The sequence below is a fragment of the bacterium genome (genome assembly GCA_024224155.1).
Lineage (GTDB): Bacteria > Acidobacteriota > Thermoanaerobaculia > Multivoradales > JAHEKO01 > CALZIK01.
In genome coordinates, this window is sequence record JAAENP010000168.1 from 1 (window position 1) to 17,284 (window position 17,284).

Genomic DNA, 17,284 nt, shown 5'->3' on the forward strand with positions numbered 1-17,284 from the left:
CAGATCACAAGTGGCCTCCGAGATGCCCTCCGATGCGCTTGCGGCGTGGCGACTGGAGGGCGAGGCGAGGAGCAGCGATTTGCCCGCACCGCAGCGGGGACTGGGCACCGCGGTTCCTCTTCACCGAAGGTAGCGAGGAGACGCGCGAATCGCCCGAGACGACTCCTCCAAGAGCCCGCCGGATCGCATAAGCCGAAAGGCTCGAGCGCCAGCAAGGGCGAGATCGGCACCAGCTCGAGCCGGCCCCTGGCGAATCGCCCGCCGAGCCGCCGTCGACGCGCGGCGATAGAATTGAGACATGCCCACTCCCCAAGAGACGATTCAGACCCAGATCAAGGAAGCCCTCAAGGCCGGAGACAAAGAGCGTCTCTCGACCCTGCGCCTGCTGCTGACCGCGATCAAGAACGAACAGATTCGAGCCGGCGAGGAGGTCGATGAGCCCGGGTTCCTCCAGCTGGTGCGCAAGGCCATCAAGCAGCGCAAGGACTCCGCCGAGCAATACCGAAAGGGAGACCGCGAGGAGCTCGCGGCGAAGGAAAAGCGCGAGGCCGAGATCCTCTCCGGCTACCTGCCGCCTCAGGTCGACGAGGATGAGCTCCGTTCGGCGATTGCGACCCTGGTCGAAAGCGAGGGTCTCGCCGGACCGGCGGCCATCGGTACCGTCATGAAGGCGATGATGGCCAGGTACGCGGGCCGGGCCGAAGGTGGAACGATCAACAAGATCGCCCGCGAGGTGCTCGGCGCTTGAGACGCCGGGCGGAGATCCGAGTACCGACCCGTGGCAGATAGACAGGTAGTCGCATGCGGCGCGTGATCGTCGGCACCGCGGGCCATATCGACCACGGCAAGACCACCCTCCTCCAAGCGCTCACCGGCATCGACTGTGATCGCTGGCGCGAAGAGAAGCAGCGCGGGATCACGATCGACCTCGGCTTCGCCCATCTCGAGCGCGATGACCTTCAGATCGGCTTCGTCGACGTTCCCGGCCACGAACGCTTCGTCGACAACGCCCTGGCCGGACTCGGCGGCATCCGCATCATGCTGCTCGTGGTGGCGGCGGACGAGGGAGTCAAGCCCCAGACCCGAGAGCATCTCGATATCTGCTCGCTGCTCGAGATCCCGGTCGGAATTGTCGCGCTGACCAAGACCGACCTCGTCTCCGACGAGCTGGCCGACCTCGCGCGGCTCGAGGTCGAAGAGCTCCTGGCCGGAAGCCGATTCGAGGAGTCGAAGATCCTGCCTGTCTCGGGCGTCACCGGAGACGGGATTCGAGAGCTCGAGCAGGCGCTCCTGGAACTCGCGCGCGAGTTCGCTACCCGCGAGATACCGCCCGGAGCCGATGAGCCGGCGCGCCTACCGATCGACCGTGCCTTCGTCCTTCAGGGATTGGGCGTGGTGATCACCGGCACGCTCGCGGCCGGCCGGATCCGGGCCGGAGATTCCCTGGAAACAGCTCCTGGAAGGCATATGGCGCGAGTGCGGAGCGTCCAGGTCCACGGCGGCGAGCGTAGCGAGGCGGTCGCTGGGGAGCGCACCGCCCTGCGCCTCGCCGGCGTCGAGCTCGAGCAACTCGAGCGAGGCACTCAACTGGTCACCCCGGAGACATATCTCGAAACCACTCGTCTGGTGGCCCACCTCATTCTCCTGGCGGGTGCTCCCAAGCCGCTCCGAGGCTGGACTCCGGTGAGGTTCCACCTGCTCTCGGCCGATCGGCCCGGTCGGCTGCGGCCGCTCTCGGGACCGATCGAGCCGAGGCAAAGCGGTGTGGTCGAGATTCGTCTGGCTGAGCCGGTGGTCGCCGCGCCCGGCGACCGTTGGATCTGCCGCCGGCTTTCACCGGCGTTGACCCTCGGTGGCGGCGAGGTTCTGGACCCCGGCTGGACCGGTACGAGCCCCAAGCACAGAGCCACCGCGCTGGCCTCGCTCGAAGGCAGTCTCGAAGACAGGCTTGTTCACTGGATCGCCCGGACCGGACTCACCGGCGCCACCACCCAGGCACTCGCCAAGCGCGCGGGACTCGGCCACTCCGGGTTGCAGGCACCCCTCGATCGCCTACTCTCGGAGCACAAGATCCTCTCGGTTTCGGGTGCAGGATCCAAACAGCAGTGGATCGCGCCCTCCGCCTTCCGACGCCTCGAGGAAAAGGCGGGGGCAATGCTCGCCGACTACTTTCGCCAGAACCGGCTGGCCGCCGCAATGCCCAAGGCCGAGGCGTTGAATCGGCTCCTGCCGCGGCAGGCACGCCCGATCGGAGAGATCTACCTGGATTGGCTATCGAAGCGCAAGATTCTCAGCGTCGCCGGGGACAAGGTCGGCGTGCCCGGGCGAGAGGCCAACCTTTCGAGTGAGGAGTCCGATCTTTCGAGAACGGTTCTTCGAATGTTCGAGGCCGGGGGCCTGACGCCGCCGGCGCCCGCGGACCTCAGAGCGGCGACAAGAGCCAAGCCCCAAGTGCTGGACGGCGTGGTGGAATTCCACGTCCGCCGCGGCGAGCTCGAGAAACTACCGGGTGACCTCATCATCGCCGCGAGTGCGGTCGCTCGAGTGCGACGGGAGCTCGGGGCCCTCGAGGTCGATTCGTTCACCGTGCCGGAATTCAAGGACCGCTTCGAACTCACTCGAAAGTGGGCGATCCCGCTTCTCGAGCACCTGGACTCGCTGGGCGTGACCCGAAGAGTCGGCAATTCCAGGCAGATCGTCCGAACGCGCCCCAAGGAGTAGAGCCATGTCGAGAGCAATCGCCATTGTCGGCGCCTCGGCCAACCGATCCAAGTTCGGCAACAAAGCGGTCCGCGCCTACCTCGCGGAGGGCTGGACAGTCTACCCGGTCAACAGGTCCGGTGGCGACATCGAAGACCTCGAAGCCGTCCCGCGCTTGTCCGATCTAAAGGCTCAACTCGATCGGATCTCGGTCTACCTTCCACCACCGATCACGCTCGAGCTACTTCCCGAGATCGCCGCGACCGGCGCTCGCGAAGTGTGGTTCAACCCGGGCTCTGCCGACGAACGGGTGCTCAGGGCCGCAGAAGACCTCGGCCTACCGGTCCACCCCGCTTGCAGCATCGTCGACATCGGGCGCCACCCGAGCGAGTTTCACTAGCAGCGGCGGGCGAGAGTCGAGATCGCCGCATTCGTCGAAGCGGTAAGCTCGGTTCATGAGAAGCCAACGTCCGTCGACCGCTGAAGCCGCCGAGTACTACTTCACCTACATCGACAGGGTTCCCGACGGAGACGTCGTCGAGCACCTCGAAAAGCAGATCGTCGAGACGCGCGCGCTGCTGAGCTCGGTTGACGAAGAGCTCGCCGGCTTCCGCTATCAAGCCGACAAGTGGAGCGTGAAACAAGTCGTCGGCCACGTCGCCGACGCCGAACGGGTCTTCGTCTACCGGGCTCTCGCCTTCTCCCGGGGCGATCGCCAGGCGATCCCGGGAATGGACCAGGACCTCTGGATGAAGGCCTCGCGCTTCGATGAGCTGCCTTTCTCGGCGGTCTCGAACGACCTGGTCGCGATTCGAGCAAGCACCGTGACCCTGTTCCGCGGTCTTTCGGAGGCGCAGTGGCAACATCGCGGCACCGCCTCCGAGATGGAGTTTCAGACCGGCGCGATCGCCTGGATCATCGCCGGCCACGAGCTCCATCACCGCGGCGTGCTCGAGGAGCGCTACGGAATCGGCGGATGAGCGGCGGGCACCCGCTCGGGGCGCTCGCCCGGACCCTGCCCGCGGTCACCGTGATACTGGCCTGCTCACCGTCCGCCGAGCTCGAGCCGGGAATCGAGTCCGCGCCCGAGCCGCCGATCTTCAAAGCCAGCCACCAGGCCAGCGACATCGAATCCCGGCTCCAGGCGATATCGGCGGTTGACTCCCGCGTCGTCTGGGTGAGCGGCCTCGAAGGCACGTACGCTCTGACACTAGACGGAGGCGAAACCTGGCAGGCCAGCCGCGGGGCCGGGAGCCCGGATTCCGCCACCCTTCAGTTCCGCGATGTCCACGCCTTCGACGAGCACACCGCCTATCTGCTGAGCGCCGGCGACGGCGACGACTCCAGGATCTACCGAACCACCGACGGCGGCACCTCCTGGGAGCTGCAGTTCATCAATCTCGAGCCCGAGGGTTTTCTGGACTGTTTCGACTTCTGGGACCGCACTCGGGGAATAGCCTACGGCGATTCGGTTGGGGGCGAGCTCTTCGTGCTCACCACGATGGACGGCTCCACCTGGTCTCGCATACCGGCGACCGCTCTCCCCCCCGCCGGGGAGGGCGAAGGCGGCTTCGCCGCCAGCGGTACCTGCGTCGAGACCGGTCCCGAAGGCAGAGCCTGGATCGCGACCGGCGCCGCCGGCAATGCTCGCGTACTCGCCACCGACGACTTCGGCGCGACGTGGACGTTCGTCGATTCGCCGACCGTGCGCGGCGCCGCGGCCGGACTGATGTCGGTACTGTTTCATTCCGGTGGTGAGGGCGTGGCCCTGGGCGGTGACCTCGAGCAGCCCGACGCGATCACCCTCAACGTGACCTTTAGCGACGATGGGGGTGCCAGCTGGACGGCAAGCGGACCGATGAGCTTTCCGGGTGCCGTCTACGGCGGGGCGTGGGGCGGCGCTGGGAGCGATTCCGTCCTGATCGCGGCCGGCCCGGGAGGATTGAACGTCTCGACCAACTCGGGGAGAAGCTGGGCGGCCCTGAGTGACGCCGCTTTCTGGGCCGTCGACTTCGGCGATGACGACACCTTCTGGGCGGTCGGCCCCGAGGGTCGGATCACCCGCTTCGACCGCGTGCGCTAGGTTTTGGCCTCGTACCAACTCTTACCGTGGCCGACGTCGACCACCAGGGGTACGTCGAGTCGATCGACCTGCTCCATCTCCTGGACCACCAGATCGCTGACGGCTGCAATGTCTTGTTCGGGAACCTCCAGCACCAGTTCGTCGTGAACGGTGAGCAAGAGCTTCGAATCGGGCCGTTCTTCGGCGAGCCGTCGATCGACCTGGATCATCGCGATCTTCAACAGGTCGGCGGCCGTCCCTTGAATACGCGCATTGATCGCCATGCGCTTGGCGTTCTCGCGCATGTTGTAGTTCCGGCTCTCGATATCGGGTAACCAGCGGATCCGGCCATAGAGGGTTTCAACCCTGCCGTCCTTCTTGGCGCTTTCGATCGTGGAGTCCATGTACTCCCGGACGGCGCCGTAGCGGTCCAGATAGGCCTTGATGAAGCGCTCGGCCTCGGCTTTCGGGATTCTCAGATTCTGAGCCAGGCCGAACGCGCTCATGCCGTACATGATGCCGAAGTTGATCACCTTGGCCGCGCGTCGCTGGTCGGGCGTGACCAGAGCCGGAGCCACCTCGAAGACACCGCCGGCCGTCGCGGCGTGCATGTCCTCCCCCGCTCGAAAAGCCTCTATCAGAGCCGGCTCCTCGGCGATATGCGCCAGAACTCGAAGCTCGATCTGGTTGTAGTCAGCCACGAGGAGGATCCTGCCCTCGGGCGCAACGAAGGCCTTGCGAATCTGCTGTCCTTGCTCGGTTCGGATCGGGATGTTCTGCAGATTGGGACTTGCCGAAGACAGACGGCCGGTTGCCGCGACCGCTTGGTGGAAACGCGTGTGCAGGCGTCCGTCGGCGGCGACCAGGCTCGGGAAGGCGTCGACATAGGTCGATTTCAGCTTTGCCAGCTCGCGGAACTTGAGGATCTTTTCGGGGAGCTCGTAGCCTCGAATCGCGAGCTCTTCCAGAGTTCCCGAATCGGTCGAGTAACTCTTGGTCTTGCGCGTCTTCTTGATCACCGGATAACCGAGCCGCTCGAACATGATCTCGCCCAGCTGTCGCGGCGAGTTGATGTTGAACTTGTCGCCGGCGATCTCGTAGATCTGGCTCTCGAGCGACGTCAGCTCCTTGGCCATTTCGCTCGACATGGCGCGCAGAAAACCGGTGTCGAGGAGAATGCCGTGCTCTTCCATCCGGACCAGCACCGAAATCAAGGGCGCTCCGATGCGCTCGTAGACGCCCTCGAGCCGATTCTGCTCGAGCTCCTTGCGCATCGCGGTCGCCATTCGGCGAGGTAGCTCGATGCGCTCCGCGGCAAAGGCCAACAGGCCTTCCGAGCCGAGCGGAGGCTCCTGCGCCCTGCCCCAGCCGGCGTCGGACTCGGTGACCGCTTGCACACCCAGGCGCTCCAGTGCCACCTCCTCAAGCCCGTGTGTTCTGGCGGCGCTGGGCAGCAGGTAGGAGGCCAGCATGGTGTCGAACAGCGTCGCCTCGAACCGCACGTCTTCTGCCTTCTCGGCGATCAGCCGAAGCACCTCTTTCAGGTCATGGCCCTGAAGCGACCGATCGGAGGAGCGCAACCACTCCCCCAGGGAAGCGAGGGCCTCGGACGCGACGTCTTGGCGCCGGAAGTCGACGTAGAACACATCCCCTTCCTCACCCGAGACGGCAAGCCCCAGGGACCCGTCTTCGGAGGCGCGCGACGGCTTGATCGCCGCGATAAAGATCTCGTTCCCGAGCCCTCCAGCCACGTCCCGCCAAGCCTCGCAGGTCTCGACCTCGACCGCCGCTCCGACCGGCGCCGCCGAGCTCGTCTCCTTGCCCAGCTCCTCTAGCAGGCTGAAGAACTCGAGCTCCCGATAGAGCTCGCGCAGCGAGCCGCGATCGGGCTCCGACAGTCGGAGCGCTTCGGCATCGAAGTCGACGGGCAAGTCGGTGTGAATGGTGACCAGCTCCTTCGACAGCTCGGCCTTGTCGCGGTGCTCGGTGAGCCCGGTGCGATAGCTCTTGCGGGTGACCTCTTCGGCGCGATCGAGCAGGGTTGCCAGATCGCCGAACTCCCGAATCAGCTGCACCGCCCCCTTCTCGCCGATGCCTGGGACGCCGGGGATGTTGTCGACCGAGTCCCCTTTCAGCGCCATGATGTCGATGACCCGGTTCGGCGGTACCCCCAGATCCTCCTCGACCATGGCGGGATCGTAGGTCTTCTCCCGACCCGTGTGGTACATCGAGACGTGATCGTCGACGAGCTGCAGCAGGTCCTTGTCTGCGCTGACCAGCGTCACGTCGAAGCCCGCCGCCGCGGCCTTCTTGGCCAGGGTGCCGATCACATCATCCGCCTCGTACGCCTCGAGCTCGAGGATCGGGATGTGCAGAGCCTCGAGCAGCCTGCGAATGTAGGGCAGCTGAGGTTTGAGATCCTCAGGGGTCGGACTGCGATTCGCCTTGTAGTCCTCGAACTTCTCGGTGCGCACCGTGGGCTCCGACACGTCCCAGGCCACCCCGATCAGTTCCGGCTCCTCTTCTCTGAGGAGCTTCCTGAGCATGTTCTGGAAGCCGTAGATGGCGTTGGTCGGAAAGCCCTTCGAATTCGAAAGGTTCCGAATGGCGTAGAAAGCGCGGAAGATGTTCGAGTAGCCGTCGATGAGGTAGAGACGCTCGCGCTTTGCTTTTGCCATGAATCGGCATTCTAGCGTTCGGTGACACCATTCCTTGGTGTCCCCTCCCGACTGGTTTTCGGAGCCGTACCACCACGATGCCTCCGAATCTCGAGGAGCTCGGACCTGCGCTTCGGCGCCGATCGGCAGTGCAACCGGCCAGGGGACGCCTCGGGCTCCTCAGTCTGCTCACGTTCGGCCCTCGGCTTCGCGCCGCTGCGCGCAAGCCGATAGTGGCCTTCGACTTGTCTACCTGAGCGCTTTCGGCGAGCCCCCTGGCCGGGTGCCTGCCGAATCGGCTGTCCTCAGCGAACCGCGATGAGAGAACGTGGACCACGCGCCGGAAACCAAGTTGCGGCAACGAGTGCGCTGCGACGCAAGAGGAAGCCGACGGCGCCTATCAGAGGCGCGGAGAGACGGTGGCCGGCAGGCGATTCGCCAGGGGGCTCGACGCAAGCGCACCAGAGACCGAATCGGAGTCCTCTGACGGTTTGCGCGTAGCGGCGCGCACGCGAGAGCCCGACCCGTTGCAGGCCTTCCAGCTCGAGCCGGCCCCGGTGAATCGCTTGGCGGCCGCCGCAGTCGGGAGGGGACACGAAGGAACTGTGTCCCCGATCGCGCTAGACTCGCACTGCACGGGAGGAGACGAGAATGGAGCAGTACCTCGCCATCATGGGTTTGGGATCCTGGATCATCATGGGCCTCGTAGCCGGCGCGATCGCCAAGTTCTTGCTGCCCGGCAAAGACCCCGGTGGCTGCATCATGACGCCGGTGATCGGTGTCATTGGCGCCCTGATCGGGGGCTTCATCGCGACCTATCTCGGCTTCGGCGGCATTTCCGGCTTCGACATTCGGAGCCTGGTCATCGCCATACTCGGCGCGATCATCCTGCTTCTCGTTTTGCGGGTCTTCAAAGGCGAAAAGAAGAAGGAATAGGACGCTCGCGGGCACGTTCGCCGGCCCTTCATGCCCTGCTCAGACTGGGTAGAATGCGCTCATGAGAACTCTCCGAGACGCCCCCTCGCGCGCGATCGCCCTGGGTACTGGAGCCGTGCTCGCACTGGCCCTGCTGGCCTGGGCCGCTGCCTTGCCCGACAAAGCCGTCGAACTGCGGAACCGCGGTTTCGCGGAGCTCGAGAACGAACAACCGGCGCAAGCGGAACAGTCCTTCAGAGAGCTCACCAAACTAACGCCCAACGAACCGTTGGCGTACGCCAACCTGGCGATTTCTCTGCTGCGCCAGCAAAAGACCGACGAAGCCATCGAAGCCATTGAAACCGCCGAGAGCAAGTCTCCGAACAATCCCAGATTGATCGCGATTCGCGGTGAGATCCTCAGCTGGGGGGGCAACAACGCAGCGGGCCTCGAGGCCTTTCGCGCAGCCGCCCAGTTGGCTCCCAACGATCTCGAAGCCCAGTACTTGCTCTACCGAACGGCCACGACTACGGGAGGTGACGAGGCCGCCCCGGTTGCGGCGGAGGCGCTCGATCGCCTGGCGCGGCTCCGGCCCGAGAATCTCGTCGTCTTGCTTCAAATCGGAAAGTCGGCGCGCGATAGCGGCGACCGCGCTCGTGCCAGCGGGGCCTACCTGCGCGTGCGCGAGCTCATTTGGCAAGCGCCGCAGGGTGCCGACCGCCTCCTGGACGACGTTCTCGACAAGCTCGAAGCCAACGACCTCGACGGCGCTCGAGTGCCTTCGTTGAGGCTCGAAAACATGCTCAAGGTTACCGCCATGTACCGGGAGAGCTTGCGCGAGCTGCAAACCGGCGTCCAGGGCATTCCACTGACCGTGTTTCGCGATGAACCACCGGTCACGTCCTTCGGAACGCCGGCGGAGGTCAAGTTCACCTCGGCCACCCTCGTCAGTGGCGCGGGCTCGGATGTGCGGCTGGCGGATCTGACCGGCAACGAACGGCCGGAGATCATTCGCCTCAAGAGCGCCTCCGAGAGTGGCTCGGCGAGCCTCGAGGTGTTCGATCGTGAGGGCACGAAGCTGACCGACGTCACCGCGGCCGATACGCAGAGACTCCTCGTCGCCGACATCGACAACGACGGGAACCTCGACATCTTCGCTCACGGCGCCGGTGCAAGCCACTTCTTTGCCGGCTCCGGCGACGGCAAGCTGGCGGAACGAACCGGCGACTTCGGGCTTGCCGACGCGCGCGGCGGCGCGGCCGTCGCGTTTGACTTCGACATCGAGGGCGATCTGGATCTGCTGGTTGCCGGCAACTCGGGCGTCGAGCTCTACCGCAACAGCCTCAGTGGCGCACTCGAGCCGGTTGGCTCGAAGAGCCTGCCAGGCTTGAGCGTCGACTCTCCGTCCGAAACTCTGGCGAGCGATCTGGACCGGGACGGCGACCTAGACGTCATGATTCTGGGCGACTCCGGCACGACGCGCTTGGTGAATCTGCGCCAGGGCCGATTCGCGGCGCTCGAAGACAGCCTCGCAATCGATGACGCGGAACGTATTGCCAGCGCGGACTTCGACAACGACGGCTGGCCCGACCTGGTTGCGGTCGGCTCCGGAGTGAGATTCTGGCGCAACAACAAGGGTGACTTCGAAGCCTGGGACCTGGGCAGGTCGCTGCAGACCTCGGCCCGATTCTCGGCTCTCGCCGTCTTCGACGCCGACAATGACGGCCGGCTCGATCTCGCGGTCGGAGGTGCGGGCGGACTGGCAGTCCTCGCTCAGCGCGACGGCGCCTTCGCGTTTCTTCCGGTCGAAGGTGGACCGCTTCAGATCGAGTCGCTGGCGGCGGCCGATCTCGACGGCGACGGCGACCTCGACCTCGTGGCTCAGGCAGCCGAGGGAGTCTTTCGGCTCGACAATCAGGGCGGCAACCGCAACAAGTGGCTGACACTGCGCCTGAAAGGCCTGGTCAAGGGCAACAGCAAGAACAACATCTTCGGTCTTGGCGCCACACTCGAAGTCCGCGCCGGCTCCGCCTACCAGTTTCGCGAAGTGACCGAAGACGTAACCCACTTTGGGCTCGGTCAACTCGACACCCCGGACCTGGTTCGCGTCGTCTGGACCAACGGAGTTCCGCAGAACCGGTTCCAACCCGGCCCGAACCAGTACATCGTCGAAGAGCAAGTGCTCAAAGGCAGTTGTCCGTTCGTCTACGCCTGGGACGGAGAAGGCTTCGCCTTCGAGTCCGATCTGCTCTGGGGCGCGCCGGCCGGCCTCCCCGTCGCCGAGGGTATCTGGGCCGGTGCCGACGCCGAAGAGCTCGTCAGGCTCGACGCACTCCAAGCTCGGGACGGTCTCTACGAGTTGCGGCTCACCGAGGAGCTTTGGGAAGCCGCCTTCATCGACTACTCGCGACTCTGGATCGTCGACCACCCGATCGATACCGAAGTCGCGAGCACCCTCAAGGTCGTGCCGGGTCGGGTCCTCGCGGATCAGGTCCTCACCAGCCGCGGCTTACGGCCGGTTGCGGAAGCCCGGGACGCGAGCGGCAACGACGTCACCGAACGGGTTCGGCGCCGAGACGAAGTCTACGCCGACGGCTGGAGTCCAAGTGCCTACCAGGGTGTCGCCAGCGAGCCCTGGACCTTCGAGTTCGACCTCGGCGGGGCGCCGAACAAACCGGTACGGCTGCATCTCGACGGCTGGATCTTCCCCGCCGACGCCAGTCTGAATCTGGCGCTCGATCAGCGCCCCGACTACCGGCCGCATGCGCCGCGTCTCGACACCTTGACCGCGGAAGGCTGGGTGCCTCTGGTCGAGAACATGGGTTTTCCGGCCGGAAAGACCAAGACCATGGTCGTCGATACGCCGCAAGTTCCCGAGGGAGCCAGCCGATTGCGAATCGTCTCGAATCAATGGCTGTCGTGGGACCGGATTGCCTGGACCGTCGAGCCCGTCGACGACGTGGCCGTCGTCCAGGCCCGGCTGGAGCCCAAGACCGCGGAGCTTCGTTTCCGCGGCTTCTCGCGACTGGTCCGGCAGGCTCCGAACGCGCCTCACACCTTCGACTACTCGCAAACCTCGATGGACTCCCCCTGGCTGCCGTTTCCGGGTAACTACACCCGCTACGGCGATGTGCGCGAGCTGCTTCTCCAGTCCGATTCGCGCAGCGTCATCCTGGGGGTCGGCGACGAGATCGCCCTGGTTTTCGACGGCTCGGGGCTCGGCGAGCTCGATGCCGGCATGAAGCGGTCGCTGTTTCTCGAGAGCCACGGCTGGGACAAGGACGCCGACAGGAACACCTTCGCCGCAGCGCAGGTGGAGCCGCTCCCCTTCCGCGGAATGAGCGGATATCCGTACGGTGACGACGAGTCGTTCCCGGACACGCCGCTCCATCGCGAGTACCTCGAGACATACCAGACCCGGACCGTCGAGTAGCGGGCTTCCGAAGCCTTCATCGAATCGGCATCGAATCGGGCACAGGCCGCCGGTTTTCTGCTCCGGAGTCAGCGGCCCGGCTCGCCTGCGTATTCTTGGTGCTTGACAAAGGCCATCGTCCGTAACTAGAGTATGACAAAGTATGACACCGGAAGGGAATCCGGGACGCTCGAAGGCTCGGCTGACCATTACCCTCGCTCCCGATGTGCTCGATCGGGTGGATCGGCTGATCGACGAAGGTGAGCTCTCAAATCGCTCCCAGGCCATCGAGGCCCTACTGCGGCGGTCGCTCAAGCCTTCGGTCACGACCGCAGTGATTCTGGCGGGCGGCGATCACGACGGACCCGAGATTCCCGCCCTCGTGCCGATCGGCGGCCAGGCCCTGGTGGCGAGGACGATCCTCCATCTGGCCGGATTCGGGATCCGCTCGTTCGTGGTGCTGGCGGGCCCCTACGAGCGAGCCATCAAACGCCTGATGGGGGACGGTCGGAGCCTGGACGTTCAGATCTCATACCTTCGTGAACGATCCCGCCGCGGCACCGCCGGCGCTCTCAAACTGGTCCAGGACTACGTCGGCGACGATCCGTTCCTGGTGATTCACGGGGATGTGCTCACCGATATCGACATCGCCGACTTCATTGCGTTTCACCTCAACGAGAACACGATGGCCACGATCGCGGTCAAGCCCCGACAGAGTGAAAAGCGCTATGGACAAGTGCTCTTGCAGGGGAACCGCATCACGAACTTCCTCGAAAGCGGCCGTGACGCCGGCATCAGCATCGTAAACACCGGCGTTTATCTCTTCGGTCCCGCTGTGTTCGGAATGATCGACAAAGACAAGACCTCGCAACTGGAAGAAGACGTCTTCCCGCGATTGGCTCGAATGGGAGAGCTGAGCGCGTTTCTCTTTCAGGGGATCTGGTACGACATCAGCTCGCCGAAGAACTACCGCAAGGCAAAGATGCGATGGAGCGAGAAAGGAGCCGGAGCAGCATGAGGGCAGAACCGAAACCGAGACTCGACGATCCACCATCCGACCGCGATCGAGCCACGCCCGCCGCGCGCGAGCGGCGTGCCACGGCGAAGACATCGCGAATGCTGGCCTCGGATCCTTCCAAGTGCCCAGAGCTTCGCGATCTGCTCGGCGACTACTCGGAGCAGACCGGCTCTCTTTTCGGCTGAATCTACGCTCCCCGAGATCAGCGGCAGCGCCTTGCGCAGTGGAGGTCCGCAGTAAGCGACGGCACGCGCTTCAGAATTACTCGGGGTTTCCCGCTACAATTGGCACGACTTTGGCACTAAAGACTGCCGGCACGGAACCGTGCCGAAAGAAAGTGATCGAGAGGAGTAGCAAGTGAAGAAGCGAGCGAGTTTGACCGGAGTCTTTGTCGTCGCAGTGCTCGGCGTGGTTCTCGCGCCCAACATGGTGCAAGCGGAAGAGTTCGAGTACATCGGCTCGAAGGGCTGTAAGAAGTGTCATCTCAAGCAGTACAAGTCGTGGGAGGCCACGACGATGGCGACGACCTTCAACGCCCTGAAGCCAGGCGAGCGCGGAGAGGCCAAGCTGACGGCTGGTCTCGACCCGAATAACGACTACACGAAGGACGAAGCCTGCATTAAGTGTCATGTCACCGGCTACGGAGAGCCGGGTGGCTTCGTCGATATCGAGACCACACCGGACCTAGCCAACGTGGGTTGTGAGACCTGCCACGGCCCCGGCGGCTCCTATACAGCCGACGAGCTCATGAGCTTGAAGAACAAGGAGTACAAACGAGCCGACGTCGTCGCGGCCGGCATGGTCGAGAAGGTGGGAGCCGAACAGTGTAACGGCTGCCACAACAGCGAGAGCCCGTTCGTGGCCGAGGGCTACGTATTCGACTACGAGGGCAACAAGGACGGCGGCACGCACGAGCACTATCCGCTCAAGTACAACCACGACTAGCGTAGGTTGCTGACCGAGCGAGCCGCCCGAGTCCGGGGTCAGCCAGGGAGTGCGGGCCGGCCGGCCGGACTATGCTCCGGCGGCTCGCCGTCTCGCTACCCGGAGCCGAGCCGCTTCAGGAGCCGCGACAGCGGCAGCGTGTTCAGAACGTCCTTCTTGGTCAGCCAGGCGCGTCTCGCCTGTTCGACGCCGTAGTGAATCAAATCGAGCTGATCGACGGCGTGAGCGTCGGTTCCGATAGCCACTCTCAGACCCAGCTCGCGGGCCTTCAGCAAATGCACGTCCCTGAGATCGAGGCGTTGGGGATGGGCGTTGTCCTCGACCGCGACCCCGTGCTCGCGCGCGCAGTGCAGGGCCTGATCCAGGTCGATCTTGATCTCGTCGCGCTTGCCGAGGCGGCGGGCAAGGGGATGTGCCCAGATATGAGCAGCCGGATGACTGAGCGCCTTCAAGACTCGCTCGGTCTGGACCGACGCCGGAAGGTCGAAGCTTGAATGGATCGCCACCAACACGATGTCGAGCTCGTCGAGGGTCTCGTCGTCCATGTCGAGCGTGCCGTCTTCGAGAATGTCGACCTCCAGGCCACGCAGGATTCGAATCTCGGGGTAACGCTGCTGAACCGTCTCGATCTGGGCCCACTGCTGCCGCAGCTTCCGGCTGTTCAGGCCTCCGGTCATCGCCAGAAACGGACTATGGTCGGTGATCGCGATGTACTCGTAGCCTTTGGCAATTGCCGCCAAGACCATCTCCTCGATCGAGTTCCTGCCATCGGACCAGGTCGAATGGGTCTGGAGGTCGCCACGAAGGTCCTTCTCCGTCAGGAGTCTGGGTAGCTTCCCGGCCCGCGCCGCCTTGATCTCGCCGCGATCCTCCCGCAGCTCGGGAGGTATCCATGGTAGCTCGAGCGAGCTATAGACCGACTTCTCGGTCTTGCCGGCAAAGTACTCGCCGGCCCAGGGATCGGCGGCCTCCTCGCTCTCTTCCAGATTCGACTCGTCGAAGACGCCGTACTCGGAAAGGCGCATTCCCCGCTCGATCGCCCGCTGCCGGAGCTTGATGTTGTGCGCTTTGGAACCGGTGAAATAGACCAGCGCGGCTCCCCAACTCTTGGTCGGCACGACACGCAAATCCACCTGAAAGCCCGACTCGAGGATCACGGTGCTCCGGGTGTCCCCGGCTTTTTCGACCGACTCGACTTTCGAGTAGGCGCCAAAGGCCTCGACCAGCTCGGTCGGCCGCGAAGCTACGGCCAGCACGTCGAGATCGCCGACCGTCTCGCGCCGTCGCCGGTAGCTCCCCGCGACCTCTACTTTCCGGACACCGGGTACGGCTCGAAGGTATTCGAGCAACGGCGCCGCCTGCCGATCGACCTCGGCCAGGCTGAGACGGTTGGTGTAGCGTTTCCGCCGTTCGATCCCGGCCAGAATCTGCTGCTCGCTCTTGACACCGAACCCTGCAAGCTTGGCGATCTCTCCAGCCTTGGCGGCCTTGCCCAGGGCATCGACCTCCACAATGCCGAGCTCCTGCCACAGGCGCTTTGCCTTCTTCGGACCCACTCCCGGCAGCGCCACGATGTCGATCAGCGATAGCGGGATCTCCGAGCCGAGCTGGTCGAGCTTTGTGAGCCGACCCGTAGCGACCAACTCCTCGATGTTGAGCGCCATCTCCTTGCCGATACCCTCAAGGGCCGTCAGATCGTCGCCTCGCTCGATCAGCTTGGCCATGGGCTCGGTCGCATCGTCGACGGTATGCGCCGCATTCTCATAAGCCCGCACTCGAAAGGGGTTCGCACCCTGAATCTGCAAGAGCAGGCCCATGCGCCGAAACACGGCGGCGATCTCGGAGTTCTCCATGTCGAAAGTCTCGCACAGGAGTGGCGAGACCGCTGAAGCTACGAGCCCGTTGGAGAATCCGGCTCGACTTCGATTCCGAGCTCGCTCTCGAGCCTCTTGATCCGGTTTCGAAGACGCTGCTGTTCTTGTTCCAGCTCTCGCCGCAGCTCGCCGGCTGCACCTTGGTACTCGGCTCCGGCCTCGGCAACGACCTCCCCGGTCTCGATCTCGCTGACGCCGATACGTAAATCGAGCACCTCGGCGAGCCGCTCCAGAGTGGCAAGGGTCGGGTTGACCGGCAGCCTGCCGCGACGCCACCGGGTCATCTGCTCTCTGCTGATACCGGCCAGATCGGCCTTCTTGCCGACTTCCCCCAGGGGGATTTCCTTGAGCCTTTCTCGAAGAAATCTTGCCAGCTGCGACATGAATGTCAACAAGGATACACCTCGGGGTCTCACTAGAATTGATATTGATATCATTGATGCAAACATCAATTCACCGATATGCACGGCACGCACCCCCTTCAACGCTTCCTGGACCGGCACGGGCTTTCCCAGTCCGAGCTGGCGAGGACGGTGCGAGTGTCCCGGGAAACCGTGAACCGCTGGGTGCGGGGACGAAACCTTCCGGTTGGTGAGAACCTCATCCGCGCGATCGATTTCGCCAGGCGATTCGAGCCTCGACTCGAAGCACGAGAGCTTTTCCCTCCGATCGCCCGACCGCGCGGGCTCTCCGAGGAGTCCTCCGGGCTCACCGAGCGCTGGGGCGAGGCCTGCGTCATCTGCCGGGTAGCTTGGAACGCGGATACCGAGCACCTGCCGTTGGCCCTCCTCCATCCCGAGATCGGCAACCACCCCGCTGGCGGGCTCTGTGAGACTTGCGCGCGCCGAGCGGGAGTCGATCCGACCGACGAATCACCGGAGCCGGATCGAGAGCGCGATCCGCGATGAAGAATCCGCCCTCCGTCCTGCACATCGCGTGTTCTCACCTCGAGGACCAGCCGCTATTGCGAGAGCTCCTGCGACCGCGAAAGGCCCGGCCTGCCCGAGTCAGCCTGAACGGCGGCGGAACCCAGATCACCGTGCGGCTCTGTCGAGACTGCGCCGACCGGTTGGGTGCAGACTCCGAGGACCCGAACTCGTTACGACTTGCGGCCATGACCGTGCTGCAAAGGCACATTCACTCCCGGCTCGCTGACGTGGTCGAGAAACTCGGCGAGATCCTGCCGCTTCTGTCCCGGCCTCACTCGAAGCCGTAGTCGAAGCCGACCGAGTACTCGTCCTGATGCCCCGCGGCAAAGGCCACTTCGCCCTGGAGTCCAGACAATCTTCGGGTCGCGGAGCCCGGGACCACGTGCCAGACCGACTTTACGGTGCCATCTTCATAGGTTCCACGGTGCTCGAAGGCGAAACTCCCCGACCTGCCGGCGAGGCTGCCGGTAACCATCTCGAACCCCACGAAGGCCGCCGACGTCCGGCCGGTACAGCATCTGATACACGACCTTGCCTTCGCCCTCGAGATCTCCCCGCTAGCCCTTCGTCACCCCCGCTCGTTTGAGAGCTGGGCCCCTCCCGACCTCCTCGACCAAGGACCCCTCCCAAAATGCCCCCCCCCCCCCCCCCCCCCCCGCCCGCCGCCCCCGCCCCGCCGGGGGGGGCGGGGCCGGGCCCCCCCGGCCCCCCCCCCCCCCCCGGGGGCCGCGGCCGCCCCCCACACCCCCCAACCACAACACCACACAACCAC

At 64.7% G+C, this 17,284-nt stretch carries 16 protein-coding genes; 12 read left to right on the plus strand and 4 right to left on the minus strand.

Annotation, left to right across the window (positions count from 1 at the left end; translation table 11 throughout):
• Positions 1–298: 298 nt before the first annotated feature.
• From GY769_09985 to GY769_10005, 5 genes are read left to right on the plus strand one after another with little or no spacing between them, the layout of a single operon-like run.
• On the plus strand, positions 299–748 hold the full coding sequence (locus GY769_09985) for a GatB/YqeY domain-containing protein (protein MCP4202253.1): 450 nt from the start codon (positions 299–301) through the stop codon (positions 746–748).
• Between the two features lie 53 nt (positions 749–801).
• Positions 802–2,721, plus strand: a complete 1,920-nt coding sequence (gene selB, locus GY769_09990) for a selenocysteine-specific translation elongation factor (protein ID MCP4202254.1) — start codon at positions 802–804, stop codon at positions 2,719–2,721.
• 4 nt (positions 2,722–2,725) lie between these two features.
• Positions 2,726–3,100 carry a CoA-binding protein gene (locus GY769_09995; protein MCP4202255.1) on the plus strand — a complete coding sequence of 125 codons (375 nt, stop codon included), beginning with the start codon at positions 2,726–2,728 and terminating at the stop codon, positions 3,098–3,100.
• Between the two features lie 55 nt (positions 3,101–3,155).
• Entirely contained in the window at positions 3,156–3,680 is a 525-nt protein-coding gene (locus GY769_10000; GenBank protein MCP4202256.1) for a DinB family protein, read from the plus strand.
• Entirely contained in the window at positions 3,677–4,783 is a 1,107-nt protein-coding gene (locus GY769_10005) for a hypothetical protein (GenBank protein ID MCP4202257.1), read from the plus strand. Before GY769_10000 ends, GY769_10005 begins: the two co-directional genes overlap by 4 nt.
• Here the strand turns inward: GY769_10005 and polA are convergent.
• A complete protein-coding gene (gene polA / locus GY769_10010) occupies positions 4,780–7,440 on the minus strand; it encodes a DNA polymerase I (protein MCP4202258.1) in 2,661 nt (886 codons plus the stop codon). The two genes, GY769_10005 and polA, sit on opposite strands and share 4 nt — an antisense overlap.
• Before the next feature lie 651 nt (positions 7,441–8,091).
• Here polA and GY769_10015 point away from each other — a divergent pair.
• From GY769_10015 to GY769_10035, 5 genes are all read left to right on the plus strand, one after another.
• A complete protein-coding gene (locus GY769_10015) occupies positions 8,092–8,355 on the plus strand; it encodes a GlsB/YeaQ/YmgE family stress response membrane protein (protein MCP4202259.1) in 264 nt (87 codons plus the stop codon).
• 61 nt (positions 8,356–8,416) lie between these two features.
• Positions 8,417–11,767, plus strand: coding sequence for a hypothetical protein (locus tag GY769_10020; protein ID MCP4202260.1), 3,351 nt, complete (start codon positions 8,417–8,419; stop codon positions 11,765–11,767).
• Positions 11,768–11,909: 142 nt separating this feature from the next.
• Positions 11,910–12,764 (plus strand): ribbon-helix-helix protein, CopG family, encoded by an 855-nt coding sequence (locus GY769_10025; GenBank protein MCP4202261.1) that lies wholly within the window; start codon positions 11,910–11,912, stop codon positions 12,762–12,764.
• Positions 12,761–12,949 carry a hypothetical protein gene (locus GY769_10030; GenBank protein ID MCP4202262.1) on the plus strand — a complete coding sequence of 63 codons (189 nt, stop codon included), beginning with the start codon at positions 12,761–12,763 and terminating at the stop codon, positions 12,947–12,949. Before GY769_10025 ends, GY769_10030 begins: the two co-directional genes overlap by 4 nt.
• 241 nt (positions 12,950–13,190) lie before the next feature.
• Entirely contained in the window at positions 13,191–13,709 is a 519-nt protein-coding gene (locus GY769_10035) for a hypothetical protein (GenBank protein MCP4202263.1), read from the plus strand.
• Between the two features lie 95 nt (positions 13,710–13,804).
• Here GY769_10035 and polX read toward each other — a convergent pair whose 3' ends face one another.
• Both polX and GY769_10045 read right to left on the minus strand, forming a co-directional pair.
• Positions 13,805–15,562, minus strand: coding sequence for a DNA polymerase/3'-5' exonuclease PolX (polX, locus tag GY769_10040; protein ID MCP4202264.1), 1,758 nt, complete (start codon positions 15,560–15,562; stop codon positions 13,805–13,807).
• Between the two features lie 38 nt (positions 15,563–15,600).
• Entirely contained in the window at positions 15,601–15,966 is a 366-nt protein-coding gene (locus tag GY769_10045) for a helix-turn-helix domain-containing protein (GenBank protein ID MCP4202265.1), read from the minus strand.
• 78 nt (positions 15,967–16,044) lie between these two features.
• Here GY769_10045 and GY769_10050 point away from each other — a divergent pair, with 78 nt between their 5' ends.
• Both GY769_10050 and GY769_10055 read left to right on the plus strand, forming a co-directional pair.
• Entirely contained in the window at positions 16,045–16,491 is a 447-nt protein-coding gene (locus GY769_10050) for a helix-turn-helix domain-containing protein (GenBank protein ID MCP4202266.1), read from the plus strand.
• Positions 16,488–16,799, plus strand: a complete 312-nt coding sequence (locus GY769_10055; protein ID MCP4202267.1) for a hypothetical protein — start codon at positions 16,488–16,490, stop codon at positions 16,797–16,799. The genes GY769_10050 and GY769_10055 overlap by 4 nt, the downstream gene beginning before the upstream one ends.
• Here GY769_10055 and GY769_10060 read toward each other — a convergent pair.
• Positions 16,784–16,999 carry a DUF3224 domain-containing protein gene (locus GY769_10060; protein MCP4202268.1) on the minus strand — a complete coding sequence of 72 codons (216 nt, stop codon included), beginning with the start codon at positions 16,997–16,999 and terminating at the stop codon, positions 16,784–16,786. The two genes, GY769_10055 and GY769_10060, sit on opposite strands and share 16 nt — an antisense overlap.
• Positions 17,000–17,284: the final 285 nt, after the last annotated feature.